The following is a 16,152-nucleotide window of genomic DNA, read 5'->3' as shown; positions in this document are numbered from 1 at the left end:
CTTCATCGCGTCTTGCGGAAGGTCAGGTTGATCCGTTGGCGGCCGAGCAGCGCATGCTCGCCATCGGCGAGCGGCGCGACGCCATGATAAGCGAGCCGCGAGGGCCCGCCCCACACCACGACGTCGCCGTGCACCAGCCGAAAGCGGCGCGGCTTGTCGCTGCGCGCCATGCCGCCGAACAGGAAGATCGCGGGAAGGCCGAGCGAGACCGACACGATCGGTGCTGAGAGATCCAGCTCGTCCTTGTCCTGATGCAGCGACAGTCGCGTGCCGGGCTCGTAGAGATTGACGAGGCACGCATCGGGCGCGAAGTCGGGAAAACCTCTCTCCTCGGCCGCGCGTTTCGCCAGGTCTCGGAATATCGGCGGCATAGCCGGCCACGGCTTTTCGGACAGCGGATCGATCGGGTCATAGCGATAGCCGGTGTGATCGGTGATCCAGCCGCGCTCGCCGCAATTCGTCATCGCTACCGACATCTGATAGCCGCCGGGCGTCGTCATCTGCCGAAACGACGACTGCGCCGTGATCGCGCGGACGGCGGTAATCAGCGCGTGCTCGATCGGCTTCGCAAATCCACGCAGCAGCACGGCTCCGTCCGCGATGTCTTCGCGCGGTGGCTGCGCCTCGGCGAGGCTGTCAAACAAATCCGCCGTCAACGGCTGCGCTCACTTCGCATCATGAAAGATCACCCCCAGCGTATGGCGTTGTCCGGACCGGATCCGGCTGACGCCGTGGCGCAGATTAACCCGATAGGTGCCGCGTGTCCCATGCACCGGGCGATGATGCACGGCGAAAGCCACCGCATCGCCCTGTGCGAGAGGCACGACCTCGGCGCGCGACTGCATGCGCGGGCGCTGCTCGGTCAGCACGAACTCGCCGCCAGTGAAATCGCGCCCGGGCTCCGAAAGCAGGATCGCGACCTGGATCGGGAAGACGTGCTCGCCATAGAGATCCTGGTGCAGGCAGTTGAAGTCGCCGGCCTCGTATTGCAGCAGCAGCGGCGTCGGCCTGCTCTGCCCCGCCTCGTGGCAACGCTTCAGGAACGCCGCATGCGCCGCGGGATAACGGATGTCGATCCCCATCGCCTCGTTCCAACGATTGGCCACGCCATGCAGATGTGCGTAGAGCGCCGGGCGCAATTGCGCGATCAGATCGGGGAGCGGATAGGAGAAATACTTGTACTCGCCCCGGCCAAAGCCATGACGGCCCATGACGATGCGGCTGCGGAAGTGTGCGTCGTCGGGATAGAGCGCGGCTACGCTGCGGCATTCGTCGGGCGTGAGCAGGCTCTTCAGAACTGCGCAACCCTGCGCGTCGAGCTCGCCCTCGATGTGCGCCCAGTCGAGTTCGTCGACCCTGGCGGCACGAGCTGCGGAGGAGAATTGGGCTGGTTTTCGTGCGATCGCTGTCATGGCATTCATCCTCGCACCCCCGGCGCCCACGCCGCCACCCGATTTCCGACCGCCTCCCCGTCATTGCGAGCGAAGCGAAGCAATCCAGAATCTTCCCGCGGAACCGCCTGGATTGCTTCGTCGCCTCAGCGCAAAATTGCTTCGCAATTTTGTCGCGAGCTCCTCGCAATGACGGTGGAGACGCATCAGCCCAGCACCGGCAGCGTAATCACATCATAGGCGTGCTTGATCGTCCGCTTCAGCACCGGATCCTCCAGCTCGAACTCGAAGCGGTCGGCGGGGCGGATGCCGCCCTTGGCCGCGAAGGTGCCGCCGAACATCGCGCAACCATCGGGCAGCTTCTTATCGTCGAACCCGCGCGCGATCAGCTCATCGACCGGCAGCATCGCCTCCAGCGTGCCTTCCTGATAGAGCACGCGCTCGCCCTCGATCCAGGCGTAGGAGCGCAGGATCATCTTGTCCCAGTGGTCGATCACATCCTCGAGTTCCCACAGCACGGGCGCGACGACCTTGTCGCACATCTGCTTCGAGACGGTCACACTGTAGGCCTCGACCTTGCGGTCGGTATGATCAGAGCCGCAGCCGACGAAGATGCGGCCCTGCCAGCCGATCAACACGAATTCGACCTCGCCAGAGGACTCGCCGCCGCAACATTCGATGCAGTCTTCCATCGTCAGCCGCCGCGCCGAGACGCGGTAGTAGATCGGCGTCGATGCCGGCCGCGCGATGCCGACGGCCTCAAGCTCGGCAATGTGCTTGTCGCGCGCGACGGGATCGCGGCCGGTCCAGCCGGCGATGACGGCCTGGTCGATCGCAAGCGTCAGCGGCGTTGTCGTGTCCTGGGCGTCGACGGTGAAGGTCAGGTCAAACACGGATCACGGCCTCCATGCCGGCAGCAAGCTCGAAAATGCGATGGTCCGATCCACCAGCGCCTGCCAGCATCAGGCCGACGGGAACCTCGCCCTCGCGATGGGCCGGCAGCGAGATAGCGCAGCCATCGATCATGTTGATGAGCGTGCAGTTGCGCAAGGCACGCAGGTTAGCCGTGGTGAACGCCTTGTCGTCGGCAAGATCGGCGATCTTCGGCGGCGTGTTGGCGGTGGTCGGCAGCACCAGCGCGTCATAGGGCGCGATCCGTGCATTGACCCGCGCGATCAGCGAGCGGCGCTCGTTGAGAAGATCGATGTAGTCGGCCGCAGTCTGCGCCTCGCCGCGCATGATCCGAACCGCGACGCGGGGATCATAGACGTCACCCTTGGCCGTGATGAGGTAGCGATGCCATGCGAAGCTTTCGGCGGCCGCAAAGCCGCCCTTGGCGTTCATCGGGCCGATGTCGTGGAATTCCGACATCTCGATGCGCTCGATGGCGGCGCCGTGACTGGCGAGCGCTTCCAGCGCCCGCTCGAAGGTCTGCGCCACGGCCGTATCGAGGTCGTCGAGTGCAATGGTGGTCGGCACCGCAAGCCGCATGCCCTTCACCGGGCGCGGCTTCAGCGGAACGATCGGCTCGTCCGCCAGCACGGCGTCGAGTACCGCACAGCAACTGACCGTTCGCGCCAGTGGGCCGATGCTGTCGAGCGAGAATGACAGTGGCACTGAGCCATCGAGCGGCACGCGACGTTGCGTCGGCTTGTAGCCGACGATGCCGTTATAGGCCGCCGGAATGCGGCAGGAGCCACCGGTGTCGGTACCGAGCGCAGCATGCGCCATACCGTCCAGCACGGACACCGCCGCGCCGGAGGACGAGCCGCCAGGCACGTGGCCCTCGGCCCGGTTCCAGGCGCCCTTCGGCGTGCCAAAATGCGGATTGATGCCGATGCCGGAATAGGCGAACTCGGTCATGTTGGTCCGCCCCATCACCACGAAGCCGGCACGGCGCAGCCGCGCCACCGCCGCCGCGTCGTGCTCCGCCGGATCGGAATCGTCGAGCGCCCGCGAGCCCGCGCGCGTCGTCTGCCCCTTGATGTCGAAGAGGTCCTTGATCGAGATCGGGATACCAGCATAGCGCGACGGCGCCGCGTTGGCCTTGCGCAATCCATCCATCGCATCAGCCGAGGCGAGCGCCGCAACCTTGTCGACATGGATGAAGGTGCGTTGGCCTTCGCCGGCCGGATCGGCGATCCTGGCGAGGCATTCCTCAACCAGCTTTCGGGAGGTTGTGCGGCCACTCTCGAGGTCTTCGGCAAGCTTCGCCAGTGTCGGAAAAAAGTTGGGCATGTCTGTCTCACGGAATATTGGCACGCGCAATCTATCGCGCTGGCTCAGTTCGACACAAGCATTGCGCGCGAGACGGTATAGTTACCATGCGCGCACGTCGCTGGACCGTTGACTGCCAATAGTCAATTGTCGCATCAAGATCGAAACGGGCGGGCGTGACGCCTGCGTCTTGGGAGGACATACTTGGGAGGACCTGCCGCAATGGCCGAACCGCAGCGCGCGCGACCGAAGCCGACGCCGGAAACGCAGCATTTCTGGGACGGCACGAAAGCGGGCGAGCTGCGCCTGCAACGCTGCGTCGCCTGCGCGCATGTCTATTTCCCTCCGCGTCCGTTCTGCCCGTCCTGCGCTTCCCGCAAGGTCAGCATCTTCAAGGCGAGCGGCAAGGGTTTTCTCTACAGCTATGTGATCAACCACCGCCCCGCCGCGCCGGGCTTCACTCCACCGTACGCGATCGCTGTGGTCGAGCTTGCGGAGGGGCCTCGGATGATGAGCAACATCATCGACTGTCCGCAGACGCCGGAAGCACTCGCGCTCGACATGAAGCTCGAGGTCGTCTTTCAGAAGCTCGATGATGCCATCACCCTCCCCGTGTTCCGTCCGGCGAAGGGATAGGCCATGCGCAGGAACCAGGTTGCCGTCGTGGGCGCAGCCGAGACCACCGAGCTCGGCGTCATCCCAACCATGTCGCAGCTCCAACTTCATGCGGATGCGGCGCTCAATGCCATCGCGGACGCCGGACTGGAGCTGTCCGACATCGACGGCTTTGCCACCGCCGTCGAGACGCCGCAGCAGGTCTGCCATTATCTCGGCATCAAGCCGACCTGGGTCGACGGTACGTCGGTCGGCGGATGCTCGTTCATGCTCCACGTTCGCCATGCCGCCGCAGCCATCGAAGCCGGCCTGTGCAAGACCGTGCTGATCACCCATGCCGAGAGCGGCAAGTCGATGATCGGCAAGCAGCCGCGCTTTACCGCGCCGGACAGCCTCAACGGCCAGTTCGAGGCACCCTTCGGCGTCTACGGCCCGCCCAGCATGTTCCCGATTCCCGTGCTGCGCTTCATGAAGACCTACGGCATCACCCATGAGCAGCTTGCGATGGTGGCGGTGGTGCAGCGGGAATGGGCGGCGAAGAACCCGCGCGCGATGATGAAGGAGCCGATCACGGTCGCCGACGTGCTCAACTCGCGCATGATCGCCTACCCGTTCCGGCTGCTGCAGTGCTGTCTCGTCACCGACGGCGGCGGCGCGCTGATCCTGACCTCGGCCGACCGCGCCAGGGATTTTCCGCACAAGCCGGTCTACATCATGGGCACCGGCGAGAGCGTGGAGACGCCGATGGTCAGTCAGATGGAGACGTTCAACTCCTCGCGTGCCTTCAAGGTCGCGGGTCCGCTCGCCTTCAAGGAAGCCGGCATCGCGCACAAGGACGTCGATCATCTCATGATCTATGACGCGTTCGCGCATCTGCCGCTGTTCGGTCTCGGCGATCTCGGCTTCATGCCCTATGAGGAGACAGGCAGTTTGATTGCCGACGGCAACACGCGGCCCGGCGGCAAGCTGCCGCTCAATACCAATGGTGGCGGCCTCTCCTACATGCATTCGGGCATGTACGGCATGTACGCGCTCCAAGAGAGCGTGCGCCAGATGCGCGGCATCGCGCCGGCGCAGGTACCGAGCGCGAAGATTTCGGTGTGCCACGGCGTCGGCGGCATGTTCGCCGCGAGCGGCACGATCGTGTTCACGAACGAGAGGTGACAGCCCGTCATTCCGGGGCATGCGTGGCATGAACCCGGAATCTCGAGATTCTCAGGTGCGCAATTACGCACCATAGTTCGCGCTTCGCGCCCCGGAATGACGGCGGAGATTGGAACAGATAGCGGAGAACTCACATGACAAATTCACTGCAGGACAAGGTCGTCGTCGTCACCGGCGCGGGCCGCGGCATCGGACGAGAGATCGCGCTGCTGTGCGCAGCCGAGGGCGCCAAAGTCGTCGTCAACGATCCCGGCGGAGCGTCGGATGGCTCGGGCTCCAGCGCAGCACCGGCGGAAGAGGTCGTGGAGGAGATCAAGAAGCGTGGCGGCACGGCGGTGGCCAATTTCGAGAGCGTCGCCGAAGCCATTCCCGCCAGCAAGATCGTCAAGAGCGCGACCGATCGTTTCGGCCGGCTCGACGGCGTCGTCAACAACGCCGGAATTCTGCGCGACATGATCTTCCACCGCATGAGCGTGGAAGCCTTCGAGGCCGTCATCAAGGTGCACCTGATGGGCTCGTTCTATGTCAGCCACGCCGCCGCACGGCTGTTCCGCGAGCAGGAGAGCGGCTCCTTCGTGCACTTCACCTCGACCTCCGGCCTGATCGGCAATTTCGGCCAGGCTAACTACGCAGCGGCCAAGCTCGGCATCGTCGGCCTGTCGAAGTCGATCGCGCTCGACATGAACCGTTTCAACGTGCGCTCGAACTGCGTCTCGCCGTTCGCCTGGAGCCGCATGATCGGCACCATCCCGACCGAGACCGACGCTGAGAAGGCGCGCGTGGCGAAGATCCAGAAGATGGGCCCGGAACTGATCGCGCCGGTCGTCGCCTATCTCCTCAGCGACGCCGCCAAGGACGTCACCGGTCAGATCTTTGCCGTCCGCATGAACGAGATATTCCTGATGAGCCAGTCACGCCCGATCCGCTCCGTGCAGAGCAGCGATGGCTGGACACCGCAGTCGATCGCCGAGCACGCGATGCCGGCGCTGAAGGGTTCGTTCTACAAGCTCGATCGCTCGGCCGACATCTTCACCTGGGATCCGGTGTGACGGTCACCGCTTAGCGCCCATCGCCTCCACACGTCATGGCCGGGCTTGCCCCGGCCATCCACGTGCAGACACGACTGCGCAGAGACGTGGATGCCCGGGTCAAGCCCGGGCATGACGACTGAATGTGTTGCGCTAACCCGTATTCCGCAAGCCCGCCGAGATGCCGTTGATGGTGAGCTGAATGCCGCGCAGGACCTGCTCGTCCGGATTCTGCGCGCGGTGCTCTTTCAATAGCTCGACCTGCACGTGGTTGAGCGGGTCGAGATAAGGGAAGCGGTGACGCACCGAACGCTCCAGCAGCGGGTTGCCTTGCAGCAGCCGGTCCTGCCCCATGATATCGAGCAGCGTCTCAATGCATGAATGCCATTCGCGGCGGATGCGGCCAAAAATTTTCTCGCGCAAGGCTTCGTCCGGCACGAGCTCCGCATAGCGCGAGGCGATCGCGATCGAGCTTTTTGCAAGCACCATGTCCATGTTCGACAGCAGCATGCGGAAGAACGGCCATTCCTTGTAGAGTTCTTTGAGGAACGGCATGCCCTTGTCGGGATGCTCCGCGATCCAGGTCTCGACCGCGCTGCCAAAACCGTACCAGCCGGGCAGCATCAGGCGGCACTGCGCCCAGGAGAACACCCAGGGGATCGCCCGCAGATCCTCGATCGCGCGGGTCTTCTTGCGCGAAGCCGGGCGGCTGCCGATGTTGAGCGTCGCGATCTCGTTGATCACGGTCGACGACCAGAAATAGTCGACGAACCCATCGGTCTCGTAGACGAGGCCGCGATAGGCCTTGAAGGCGAGGCTCGAGAGTTCGTCCATCGCGGTCAGATATTCGCGCCGCGGCGCGCTCTGGCGCGGATGCAAGAGACTCGCCTCCAGCGTCGCGGCGGCGAGGATCTCCAGATTGTTGCGACCGACTTCGGCGTTGGAATATTTCGACGAGATGATCTCGCCCTGCTCGGTGATGCGGATCTGGCCGTTCACCGCGCCGCCCGGCTGAGCGATGATCGCGTCATAGCTCGGCCCGCCACCACGGCCGACCGAGCCGCCACGGCCGTGGAACAGGCGCAGGCGCACGCCGTGGCGCTCGAACACTTCGACGAGATTGATCTCCGCCTTGTAGAGCTCCCAGCCCGAGGTGACGAAGCCGCCGTCCTTGTTGCTGTCGGAATAGCCGAGCATCACCTCCTGCACGCTGCCCCGGCTGTCGACGAGCCTGCGGTAATCGTGCAGCGCCAGCATGCGGTCCATGATGCCGGATGAGGCCTGCAGGTCCTCGATGGTCTCGAACAGGGGCACGACGTTGATGGCGCTGCGCCCCGACGGATTGACGAGACCGACCTCCTTGAGCAGCACGGCCACTTCGAGCATGTCCGACATGCCCTTGCACATCGAGATGATGCATTGGGGAATGGCGTCCGAGCCGAACTTCGCATGCGCCTCCGCGGCAGCATGGAATACGTTGAGCTCGCCCATCGTCTCGTCACTGTACTTGATGAATTGCGAGACCAGCGAGCGCGTGCTGCGCAATTCGTTGGTGAGCAGCGCAATGCGCGCCTCCTCGCCGAGCGCGAGATAGGACATGCCGGGATTTGCCGCATCGATCAGCTCGGCGATGGTGCGCTCATGCACCGCCGAGTTCTGGCGGATGTCGAGTCGCGCCAGATGGAAGCCGAAGCAGTCCACGGCGCGGCGCAATAGCCGGAGCCGGCCGCGGGCGATGACGCGGGCGTTGTTGGAGATCAGCGAGCGATGCAGCACGTCGAGATCGGCCTGCAGTTCCCTGACGCTCTCGTACGGCGCGCCCTTGCCGACCGGGCGGCGCGTGATCTCGACCTGGAGCTTTTCGGCCGTCGCGGTCAGACGGGCATAGATGCCAGAGACCGCGAGGCGATAGGGTTCGCCGCTCCGGTGCGGCGAGGTGTCGGGCGAGCGCTCGGCGAGCGCGCGCAGCTCCTCGGAGATATCGGCAAGATGCGCCGCGATCGACAATTCCGAGCCGAGCACGTGCAGCTCGTTGAGATAGAACTGCATCACCCGGCTCGATTGCAGCCGTAGCGTGCCCCGCATGACGTCGGCGGTGACAAAGGGATTGCCGTCACGATCGCCGCCAATCCAGCTTCCCATGCGCAGGAACGAGGCGAGCTCGGCTGCCGCCTGCTCGCCGCCCTCTTCCAGCCGATCCTCCAGCGCGTTGATGAGGCGCGGAACCTCGCGAAGGAAGGTGTAATCGTAGAACGACAGGCCGTTGGCGACCTCGTCGAGCACGGTGAGCTTGGTCCGGCGGAGCAGATTGGTCTGCCACAGCGTCAGCACCTCGCGCCGCAACTGCTCGTCGCTGGCCGCGGCCTCGTCCGCCGTCATGGCAAGGCGCTCGCGGCTGTCCAGCAGCGCCGCGATCTCCATCTCGCGGTCCATGGTGCTCTTGCGGCGGACCTCGGTCGGATGCGCCGTCAGCACCGGACTGACGAGGGCCTCCTTGAAGAAGCCGCGCAACGCGTCGGCGCTCACGCCCGCGCTCTTCGCATGCGCCAGCGTCTCCGCCAGCACGCCCGATCCGCCGCGTGATCCGGTTTCCTTGGCGGCGCTCCGGGCGCGCATCTGGCGGATGTTGTTCTGGTCCTCGGCGATGTTGGCGAGGTGGGAGAAATAGCTGAAGGCGCGGACGATGCGCAAAGTATCGGGGATCGACATGCTGTCGAGGATCTGCTCGAGCTCGCGGCGAGCGAGCCGGTCCTCGTCGCGGTGGAACCGGATCGAGGTCTGGCGGATCCGCTCGACCAGGTCGAACACGTCGGCGCCCTCCTGGTCACGCACCGTGTCGCCCAGGATGCGCCCGAGCAGGCGAATATCGTCCCGCAGCCGGACATCGGCCTCCAGCGCCTGGGCCTCCTCGGCGCGGTTGGAACGATCGATCGCTGTGTCAGATGGTACGGTCTGGAGGGACATGGCTAAATTCCCTTCGAAGTCCCTTGGCTGCCCGGCTCGGCGAGTGTGCAAGTTTTTTGCCGCGGTGCAAGATAAACTTGGGGGCGGCGCACACTGGAGGGCGAAGGGCAACGTCGTTCAGACGACTTGCCCTAACGGCGCGCGCGATGTCATTTTCCTCGAAATCAACCCCATGCAAAGTAGGGCTTGCCCGACGCATCGAACCAGAAACACAAGATGTTGTAGATGGGATGGTTGGGGCTAGGCCGGCACGATCACCTTGCCGATCGGCCAGAGCGCGATGCCCGCGAGCTTCAGGTGAGCCCAGGCGAAGGGAATGCCGATGATGGTGATCGCCAGGATCACGGCGGTAATGACGTGGCCGAGCGCCAGCCACCAGCCGGCGAGCAGGAACCAGACGATATTACCGAGCACGCCGAGCGGGCCAGTGCCGATATCGCTCTCTCCGGTGACCTCGTCGCGCCGCACCGCTTTTGAGCCGAACGGCAGGAGCGTGTAGACGGCGATGTTGAACGCCGCCCTCGCCCAGGGCAGGCCGATGATGGTGATGGCCATGATGATGGAAGCCACCAGCCAGCCGAACGCCATCCAGGCACCGCCGATGAGAATCCAGAGCAAGTTGAGCAGGATCGAAACCGGAGCCATGAGATAATCCGCCGTCAATGACCCCGCTTGTATAAGCTCGAAAGCTGTTGCTGCGAAGACAGCTCCGAAATTCGCTCCAGGCAATGCCGGGAATTGGCCTTCGCGTTGGTTAAGAGCTTGTAGCCCGCATGAAGCGAAGCGGAATGCGGGTCGGTACCGTCAAAGTCCCGGATGTCGCTTCGCTTATCCGATTTATGAAACAGCGATAGACCTCCGAACTTCCGCCCCACCTATCAAGGCGCAACCTAGGACACGTTTCGTTGTTCAGGACGAAGAGGGCAGAATTCGGAACAAGCGGATGCGCAAGATTCCCGAGCACGGCGGCAGTCCAACACGAGTGGCCGCAGGTCAGAGGATTTTTCAGACTTCGGGGCTTGATCTACGTCAAAGGGCTCGAGTCTCGGCCACTTAGCCTTCCAATAGTATCTGAAGCATTTTTCCCAAGAACGGAGTAAGAAGATGCTGAAGCGCCTTCTGATTGCTCTGGCCTTGCTAGCATCTCCACCGGCTCTTCATTCCCAGGCGGTAGCGGAAGACGTTGCAGCATCGCCAACAATCCAAGAGGAAATCTGGGCGCTCCCCTTCCCACTTCCTATGCTTGCCTTCGTGGTAAGGCCGATCGGCGATGGCCCATTTCCTCTTGTGATCATGAATCACGGAATTGCGCTCGGCCTTCAGGAACGGACTATGTTCCCGACTATCGAGTACCGCGCGGCTGCGCGGTGGTTCGCGAGCCGCGGCTATTTTGTCATATCACCGGTGAGATACGGAGCCAGTAGCCTGGATGACAAAGATCAGGGGCTCTATGGAGCGGTCTTTGCGCACGTTGGCACCTGCAACAACCCTAACTTCAAAGGCCCGGGACTTGCCATCGCCACCATGAATGAGTGGGTCATCGACTACATGAGCAAGAAGAAATTCATTCAGCCCGGCAAGGTTGTCGTCGTGGGTCAGTCTGGCGGTGGATGGGGGTCGATGGCTCTCGCGAGCCTCAACCCATCGTCAGTTCAAGCTGTCATTACCTTTGCGGCAGGACGCGGAGGCAGAGTAGATGGCAAACCGAACAACAACTGTGCTCCCGACGAACTCGTCGCAACGACGAGCGAGTTCGGTCAGTCGGCGCGAGTACCGATGCTATGGATATACACGGAGAACGACACCTATTTCGGGCCAGAGCTGACGAAGCGGATGCATGATGCTTTCGTAGCGGCGGGAGGAAACGCCGAATATCATGTGCTGCCAGCATTCGGAGGCGACGGCCACTTCATGATCGATTCCCCCGACGCAGTACCCATCTGGTCTCCGCTGGTAAGCCAATTTCTTGAGAAGCATTCAGCAACCAGCAGCGCGCAGCAACAAATGGGCGGCTCCCGTTCTGGTGCGGAGTTACAAGCAAAAGCTCCCAGGGTGCGCCTACCTCAAACGATTCAATACTTGGCTTGGAGAAAGCTCTGTTTCAATTCCAGTGATGGGACTGCGATCTGCCGTACGACATCGACCGGCACCGACGATCTTGGTCAGGTCGTGGCCAGAGTCGATCTGATCCGGCGCGCTGACGGCGCTGCTCGCATGCAACTTTTCGTTCCACAAGGGGCGAACCTGCAAAAGGGCGTCAAAGTCAGCGTGGATCAGGGACCCCCGACTCAGTTTCCTTTCAATTGGTGCCTGACTAACATCTGCATTGCAGCCGCCCCCGTTAACTCTAATCTCATCGCGAAGCTCGACTCCGGAAAGCAACTGAAGCTCGAACTTGCGGACCTGAACTCCTCATCCATCGCGTTGACGCTATCGCTTGATCAATTTGGCACCGTTCGGAAGGGAGCACCCGCGGAGACATTTGACTTCGGCATGGATCAGGAATGAGCCGTTTTCCGGTGTTTCAAAGAAAGCGTTAGAGCCCGCCATGCGCAGTGTCGTCGGTTCGCGTCAGCCCGCGACATAGGCGGGCAACAGCGCAACCGCGATGACGTTCCAAGCAAGCCATGCGACGGGATACGGTTACCTTGGTTCTTGATGTACCCCGTCCCTCGTGGGGCCTATTAAAAGCACGGTTCGGCATCGGATCGGCTCCAGTCAGATACGAGCATTGTTAGTGGCGGGCTCGCGCAGACGGTTGACCTGAATCAATCTTCCAAAAGAGACGGAAGGTATGATTTGCAGTCGAACGCCCGGTGTTGCGTCCGATTGAGGCTCGCGAGCCAAGATGAAGATTACAGCCGTCTTTCCTTCTCAGGGCCGCGACCTGCGTCTTGATTTGCTGCGAGGAGTGGCAAATTGGGCGATTTTTCTCAATCACATGCCGAATAACGTGGTCAACTGGATCACCACGCGCAACTACGGCTTCAGCGATGGGGCCGATCTATTCGTGTTCATATCAGGATACACGGCAGCGCTAGTCTTTGGCCGCATGATGCGAGACCATGGGTTTGTCGTCGGTGCGACGCGGCTATGGAGGCGGGTTTGGCAACTCTACGTCGCGCATGTCATGGTGTTTGTGCTCTACGTCGCGACGGTCGGATATGTCGCTTATCGCTTTCAATTTGACACCCTTGTCCATCAATTCAATGTGGCAAGACTGGGCGACAGACCTTTCGCGATGCTGATACAAGGCCTCCTGTTGCGGTTCAAGCCGGTCAACCTCGACGTCCTACCTCTCTACATCGTATTGATGGCGCTGTTTCCGTTGGTGCTATGGATCATGCTGCGACGCCCTGGTCTCACGCTACTAGCGTCGTTCTTGCTCTATCTCGCGGCCCGTCATTTCGGCTGGAACCTTGCCGCCTATCCCGAAGGCCATTGGTTCTTCAATCCCCTCTGCTGGCAGTTCCTGTTCTGTCTGGGCGCGTGGACTGCACTCGGTGGAGGCACAGAAATCCGACCTTTCCTCATTTCACGGTGGGTCGTGAGTTTGGGCATCGGCTATCTGGTTTTTGCCCTCATCCTAACGCTGGCGGCTTCCGTCGAAAGCATCAGGCAGATCGTTCCAGACTGGATGTTTGATGCCTTCAATCCGAACGACAAGACAAATCTTGCGCCTTACCGAGCCGTGCATTTCGTTGTGATCGCATTGCTCGTGATCCGCTTCATGCCAATGGATTGGAAGGGGCTGAAGAGCCCCATTTGCGATCCGCTCATCAAATGCGGCCAACAGTCCCTGCGGGTGTTCTGCGTCGGCATATTTCTCTCGTTCCTCGGCTTTTTCGTGCTGACGACTAGCTCAGGAACGTTACTTGCTCAAATTCTGATAAGCGTCGTTGGGATCGGAATTCTATGCGCCCTGGCGTACTACGGCGACTGGTCGAAAAAGGTCGACAAGATCATCAAGCGGCCACGCAAGGAAGCACCCATCGCGGCCAAGTCGGGTGCGAGAATGGTGGTTTGAACGTAACCGTCGGTTCTATGCCGCGTGTGCACACCGAGCCTGAAGCAACTTCTCAAGCGGACATCGGGAGCAAAATCGTGATAGATTGCTCAGTCTGCCAGCGATCTCACGCGCAACCTCGAACGCGGCCGCCCGGAGATCATCGCGGATGCGCGTGGATACGCGGAGCCGATCCCGGATTGCGCTTCGCTCCATCCGGGCTACTGCACGACCTCAGATCCTCCGTCCCGCCTCGTCCCAATAGGGATCGCGCAGACGGCGCTTGAAGATCTTTCCGGAATCTTCGCGCGGCAGCTCCGTGCGGATCTCGATGTGCTTCGGCACCTTGTAGTCGGCGAGCTGGGCCTTGAGCCGGGTGCGGATAGAGCCCTCATCGAGCGTGATGCCGGCTTGCGGCTCGACCACCGCCATCAGCGCCTCACCGAATTCGGCGTCGGGGATGCCAAACACGGCGCAATCGTGCACGCCGGGAACAGCGTGCAGCACGGACTCGATCTCGGCCGGATAGATGTTGACGCCGCCCGAGATCACCATGTCGCGCTTGCGGTCGCAGATGAAGACGTAGCCGTCCGCGTCGATATAGCCGACGTCACCCGAGGTGATGAAGCCGTCGCGATCGATCTCCGTGCGCTTCTCGGGCTTGTTGTGATAGGTGAAATCCGCCGTCTCGCGCATGCGCGAATAGATTTCTCCGATCTCGCCCACATCAAGCACGCGGCCGTCTTCGCCCAGGAAGCGCAGCTCGGCGCCAGGCGAGATTTTGCCGACCGTGCCGGGTTTCCTCAGCGCGTCATCTGACGTCGCGAAGGTCACGGCGCCGGATTCGGTCGAGCCGTAGAATTCGTAGATCACCGGCCCCCACCACTCGATCATCGCGCGTTTGACGTCGGGCGGACAGGGCGCGGCGGCGTGGATCACGTGGCGCAGCGAGGAGATGTCGTACTTTTGGCGTACCTCGACCGGCAGCTTCATCAGGCGGATGAACATGGTCGGCACCATGAAGATGGTGTCGATGCGATAACGTTCGATCAGTGCCAGAAACTCTTGCGGCTCGAAGCGCGGCATCAGCACAAGAGCACCGCCGAGCCTTCCTGCGCGGATGCCGAACGAGTTCGGCGCGGAATGATAGAGCGGTCCCGGCAAAAGCGCGCGCGAACCGGGTTTCAGGCCATAGATCATCGCGCGCATGCGATCGCCCGCAGCCATCTGTTCCGGTGTAGGCGCACTGCGCCGCACGCCCTTGGGATGGCCCGTCGTGCCCGAGGTGTAGATCATGTTCATCGGCTGCGGCACGACGGGGCCGTCATAGGGCTGAAATTGTGCGAGCCACAAATCGAAATCGATGGCGGAGTCCGGTATTGCCAGATGACCGGGATCGATCTTGTAGGTCTTCAGGATTTCCGGCGGCGTCGGCACGCTGAGCACGGTGATGCCTTCAGGAATAGCATCGTGCAAGGCGTGCAGCATGTCGGCATGCGCGATCAAAACGCGCGTGCCGGAGTCTTGCAGGATGTAGTTGATCTCGTCCGGCTTGAAGTGCCAGTTGATCGGCACGCCGTAGGCACCTAGCCGCATCGCGGCGTAGGCAGCTTCCAGGAAGGCGATGTCGTTGCGCATGAGCATGCAGACGCAATCGCCTTGTCTGACGCCGATCCCGGCGAGCCCGCTTGCGATGCGATCGGCACGGTCGGCGACTTCCGCATGGCTGCGGTGGCGTTCGCCGGAGGCGAGGCCGAGGAAGAGTTGGGACGTTTCGCTCATTTTTGCTTTTCTTCGTTGACCGGCGACAGGTCGGTTATTTCGTCATCACCGGGCTTGTCCCGGTGATCCACGACCTTGCTTCGTCGCCTTCGACCAACAACGTGGATGGCCGGGACAAGCCCGGCCATGACGAAGAGTTCATCAATCCGCGAACTTCGGCGCGCGCTTTTCCATGTTGGCGCGAACGGCTTCGGTCTGGTTCGCACTACCGATCAGCTTTTGCTGCTCGACGGATTCGGCAAGCAGCGCGGGAGCCGGATCGACCGAGAGATTGTTCAGCATGCGCTTTGCGGCGCGGATCGCATCGGGGCTCTTGCCGGCGATCTCGCGCGCCACCTCGAGCGCGACAGCACGTGGGTCATCGCAGATACGCGTCGCGAGGCCGTAGGACATCGCCTCCTGCGCCGAGAAGATGCGGCCCGTATAGGTGAGCTCGCGCAGGATGTCGTCGCGCACGAGGCTTGCCAGGATCGGCGTGCCCGCCATGTCGGGCACGAGGCCCCATTTGATCTCCATGATCGACATCCGCGCATCGGGTGCGACGAAGCGCATGTCGGCGCCGAGCGCGAGCTGGAAGCCGCCACCGAAGGCGACGCCGTGCACGGCGGCGATCACGGGCACCGCAAGTTGACGCCAGCCCCACACCGCCTGCTGCGCAAAATTCGCCTTGCCGTGCGTGCGCACGGTGAGATCACGATTTTCGCCACCCGGAATTCCATTGCCGCCCTTCTCCTTCATCGCGGCAAAACGACCCATGTCGAGGCCGGCGCAGAACGCCCGCCCCTCGCCGGACAGCACGACGACGCGCACGCCTTTTTCCTTGGAAAGCCGGTCGGTTGCGTCGACCAATGCCTGAAACATCGCCTGATCGAGCGCATTCATCTTGTCCGCCCGCACCAGGCGAACGTCGGCGACGCCTTCCGAAACCGAGATCGACACGCGCTCTTCCATCGACGGATTCTCCCCTGTTCTTGATCGGTCGCGG

Annotated in this window: 14 protein-coding genes; 5 read left to right on the top strand and 9 right to left on the bottom strand. The window is 62.5% G+C overall.

The features are described 5' to 3' along the window. Positions 1-2 precede the first annotated feature (2 nt). The 4 genes from alkB to SO140_RS21705 all read right to left on the bottom strand — a co-directional run bounded on the left by alkB (position 3) and on the right by SO140_RS21705 (position 3,629). The gene (alkB, locus tag SO140_RS21720; protein WP_449379602.1) at positions 3-656 is read right to left on the bottom strand and encodes a DNA oxidative demethylase AlkB; all 654 of its coding nucleotides are present in this window, start codon (positions 654-656) and stop codon (positions 3-5) included. A gap of 9 nt (positions 657-665) precedes the next feature. Further along, a complete protein-coding gene (locus SO140_RS21715) occupies positions 666-1,412 on the bottom strand; it encodes a 2OG-Fe(II) oxygenase (protein ID WP_449379603.1) in 747 nt (248 codons plus the stop codon). Between the two features lie 185 nt (positions 1,413-1,597). Next, positions 1,598-2,284 (bottom strand): DUF2848 domain-containing protein, encoded by a 687-nt coding sequence (locus SO140_RS21710; protein ID WP_449379604.1) that lies wholly within the window; start codon positions 2,282-2,284, stop codon positions 1,598-1,600. Then, entirely contained in the window at positions 2,277-3,629 is a 1,353-nt protein-coding gene (locus SO140_RS21705) for an amidase (protein ID WP_449379605.1), read from the bottom strand. Before SO140_RS21705 ends, SO140_RS21710 begins: the two co-directional genes overlap by 8 nt. Positions 3,630-3,830: 201 nt before the next feature. On the opposite strand from SO140_RS21705, the gene SO140_RS21700 reads away from it, so the two are divergent. The 3 genes from SO140_RS21700 (at position 3,831) to SO140_RS21690 (ending at position 6,436) form a co-directional block, all read left to right on the top strand. Then, positions 3,831-4,244, top strand: coding sequence for a Zn-ribbon domain-containing OB-fold protein (locus tag SO140_RS21700; protein WP_449379606.1), 414 nt, complete (start codon positions 3,831-3,833; stop codon positions 4,242-4,244). Between the two features lie 3 nt (positions 4,245-4,247). Then, positions 4,248-5,387 carry a thiolase C-terminal domain-containing protein gene (locus SO140_RS21695; protein WP_449379607.1) on the top strand — a complete coding sequence of 380 codons (1,140 nt, stop codon included), beginning with the start codon at positions 4,248-4,250 and terminating at the stop codon, positions 5,385-5,387. Between the two features lie 134 nt (positions 5,388-5,521). Beyond that, positions 5,522-6,436, top strand: a complete 915-nt coding sequence (locus SO140_RS21690; protein ID WP_449379608.1) for an SDR family NAD(P)-dependent oxidoreductase — start codon at positions 5,522-5,524, stop codon at positions 6,434-6,436. Positions 6,437-6,568: 132 nt separating this feature from the next. Here SO140_RS21690 and ppc read toward each other — a convergent pair whose 3' ends face one another. Together ppc and SO140_RS21680 are read right to left on the bottom strand one after the other, a co-directional pair. Beyond that, complete coding sequence (gene ppc / locus SO140_RS21685) at positions 6,569-9,379, bottom strand: phosphoenolpyruvate carboxylase (RefSeq protein WP_449379609.1); 2,811 nt, start codon at positions 9,377-9,379, stop codon at positions 6,569-6,571. Positions 9,380-9,619: 240 nt separating this feature from the next. Beyond that, positions 9,620-10,024 (bottom strand): YccF domain-containing protein, encoded by a 405-nt coding sequence (locus SO140_RS21680; protein ID WP_449379610.1) that lies wholly within the window; start codon positions 10,022-10,024, stop codon positions 9,620-9,622. 459 nt (positions 10,025-10,483) lie between these two features. On the opposite strand from SO140_RS21680, the gene SO140_RS21675 reads away from it, so the two are divergent. Further along, entirely contained in the window at positions 10,484-11,887 is a 1,404-nt protein-coding gene (locus tag SO140_RS21675; RefSeq protein WP_449379611.1) for an invasion associated locus B family protein, read from the top strand. 340 nt (positions 11,888-12,227) lie between these two features. Next, positions 12,228-13,406 carry an OpgC domain-containing protein gene (locus SO140_RS21670; protein WP_449379612.1) on the top strand — a complete coding sequence of 393 codons (1,179 nt, stop codon included), beginning with the start codon at positions 12,228-12,230 and terminating at the stop codon, positions 13,404-13,406. A 213-nt stretch (positions 13,407-13,619) separates the two neighbouring features. Here the strand turns inward: SO140_RS21670 and SO140_RS21665 are convergent, their stop codons facing one another. The 3 genes from SO140_RS21665 to SO140_RS21655 are packed head-to-tail and all read right to left on the bottom strand — an operon-like array spanning position 13,620 to position 16,118. After that, a complete protein-coding gene (locus tag SO140_RS21665) occupies positions 13,620-15,167 on the bottom strand; it encodes an acyl-CoA synthetase (RefSeq protein WP_449379613.1) in 1,548 nt (515 codons plus the stop codon). Further along, positions 15,164-15,295 (bottom strand): hypothetical protein, encoded by a 132-nt coding sequence (locus SO140_RS21660; protein ID WP_449379614.1) that lies wholly within the window; start codon positions 15,293-15,295, stop codon positions 15,164-15,166. The genes SO140_RS21665 and SO140_RS21660 overlap by 4 nt, the downstream gene beginning before the upstream one ends. A gap of 13 nt (positions 15,296-15,308) precedes the next feature. Then, entirely contained in the window at positions 15,309-16,118 is an 810-nt protein-coding gene (locus tag SO140_RS21655) for a crotonase/enoyl-CoA hydratase family protein (protein WP_449379615.1), read from the bottom strand. Positions 16,119-16,152 lie beyond the last annotated feature (34 nt).

It is taken from the genome of Bradyrhizobium sp. UFLA05-108, assembly GCF_059803455.1.
The sequence above is the reverse complement of the archived record's forward strand: the minus strand, read 5'-3'. Positions and strand labels throughout refer to the sequence as shown.

Bases quoted from the DNA above. Each gene is read 5' to 3' on its own strand.
- SO140_RS21695 (WP_449379607.1), top strand. From the start codon at position 4,248: ATGCGCAGGAACCAGGTTGCCGTCGTGGGCGCAGCCGAGACCACCGAG.
- SO140_RS21670 (WP_449379612.1), top strand. From the start codon at position 12,228: ATGAAGATTACAGCCGTCTTTCCTTCTCAGGGCCGCGACCTGCGTCTT.
- SO140_RS21675 (WP_449379611.1), top strand. From the start codon at position 10,484: ATGCTGAAGCGCCTTCTGATTGCTCTGGCCTTGCTAGCATCTCCACCG.
- SO140_RS21680 (WP_449379610.1), bottom strand. From the start codon at position 10,024: ATGGCTCCGGTTTCGATCCTGCTCAACTTGCTCTGGATTCTCATCGGC.
- SO140_RS21660 (WP_449379614.1), bottom strand. From the start codon at position 15,295: ATGGCCGGGCTTGTCCCGGCCATCCACGTTGTTGGTCGAAGGCGACGA.
- SO140_RS21715 (WP_449379603.1), bottom strand. From the start codon at position 1,412: ATGACAGCGATCGCACGAAAACCAGCCCAATTCTCCTCCGCAGCTCGT.
- SO140_RS21655 (WP_449379615.1), bottom strand. From the start codon at position 16,118: ATGGAAGAGCGCGTGTCGATCTCGGTTTCGGAAGGCGTCGCCGACGTT.
- SO140_RS21665 (WP_449379613.1), bottom strand. From the start codon at position 15,167: ATGAGCGAAACGTCCCAACTCTTCCTCGGCCTCGCCTCCGGCGAACGC.
- SO140_RS21705 (WP_449379605.1), bottom strand. From the start codon at position 3,629: ATGCCCAACTTTTTTCCGACACTGGCGAAGCTTGCCGAAGACCTCGAG.
- SO140_RS21700 (WP_449379606.1), top strand. From the start codon at position 3,831: ATGGCCGAACCGCAGCGCGCGCGACCGAAGCCGACGCCGGAAACGCAG.
- ppc (WP_449379609.1), bottom strand. From the start codon at position 9,379: ATGTCCCTCCAGACCGTACCATCTGACACAGCGATCGATCGTTCCAAC.
- SO140_RS21690 (WP_449379608.1), top strand. From the start codon at position 5,522: ATGACAAATTCACTGCAGGACAAGGTCGTCGTCGTCACCGGCGCGGGC.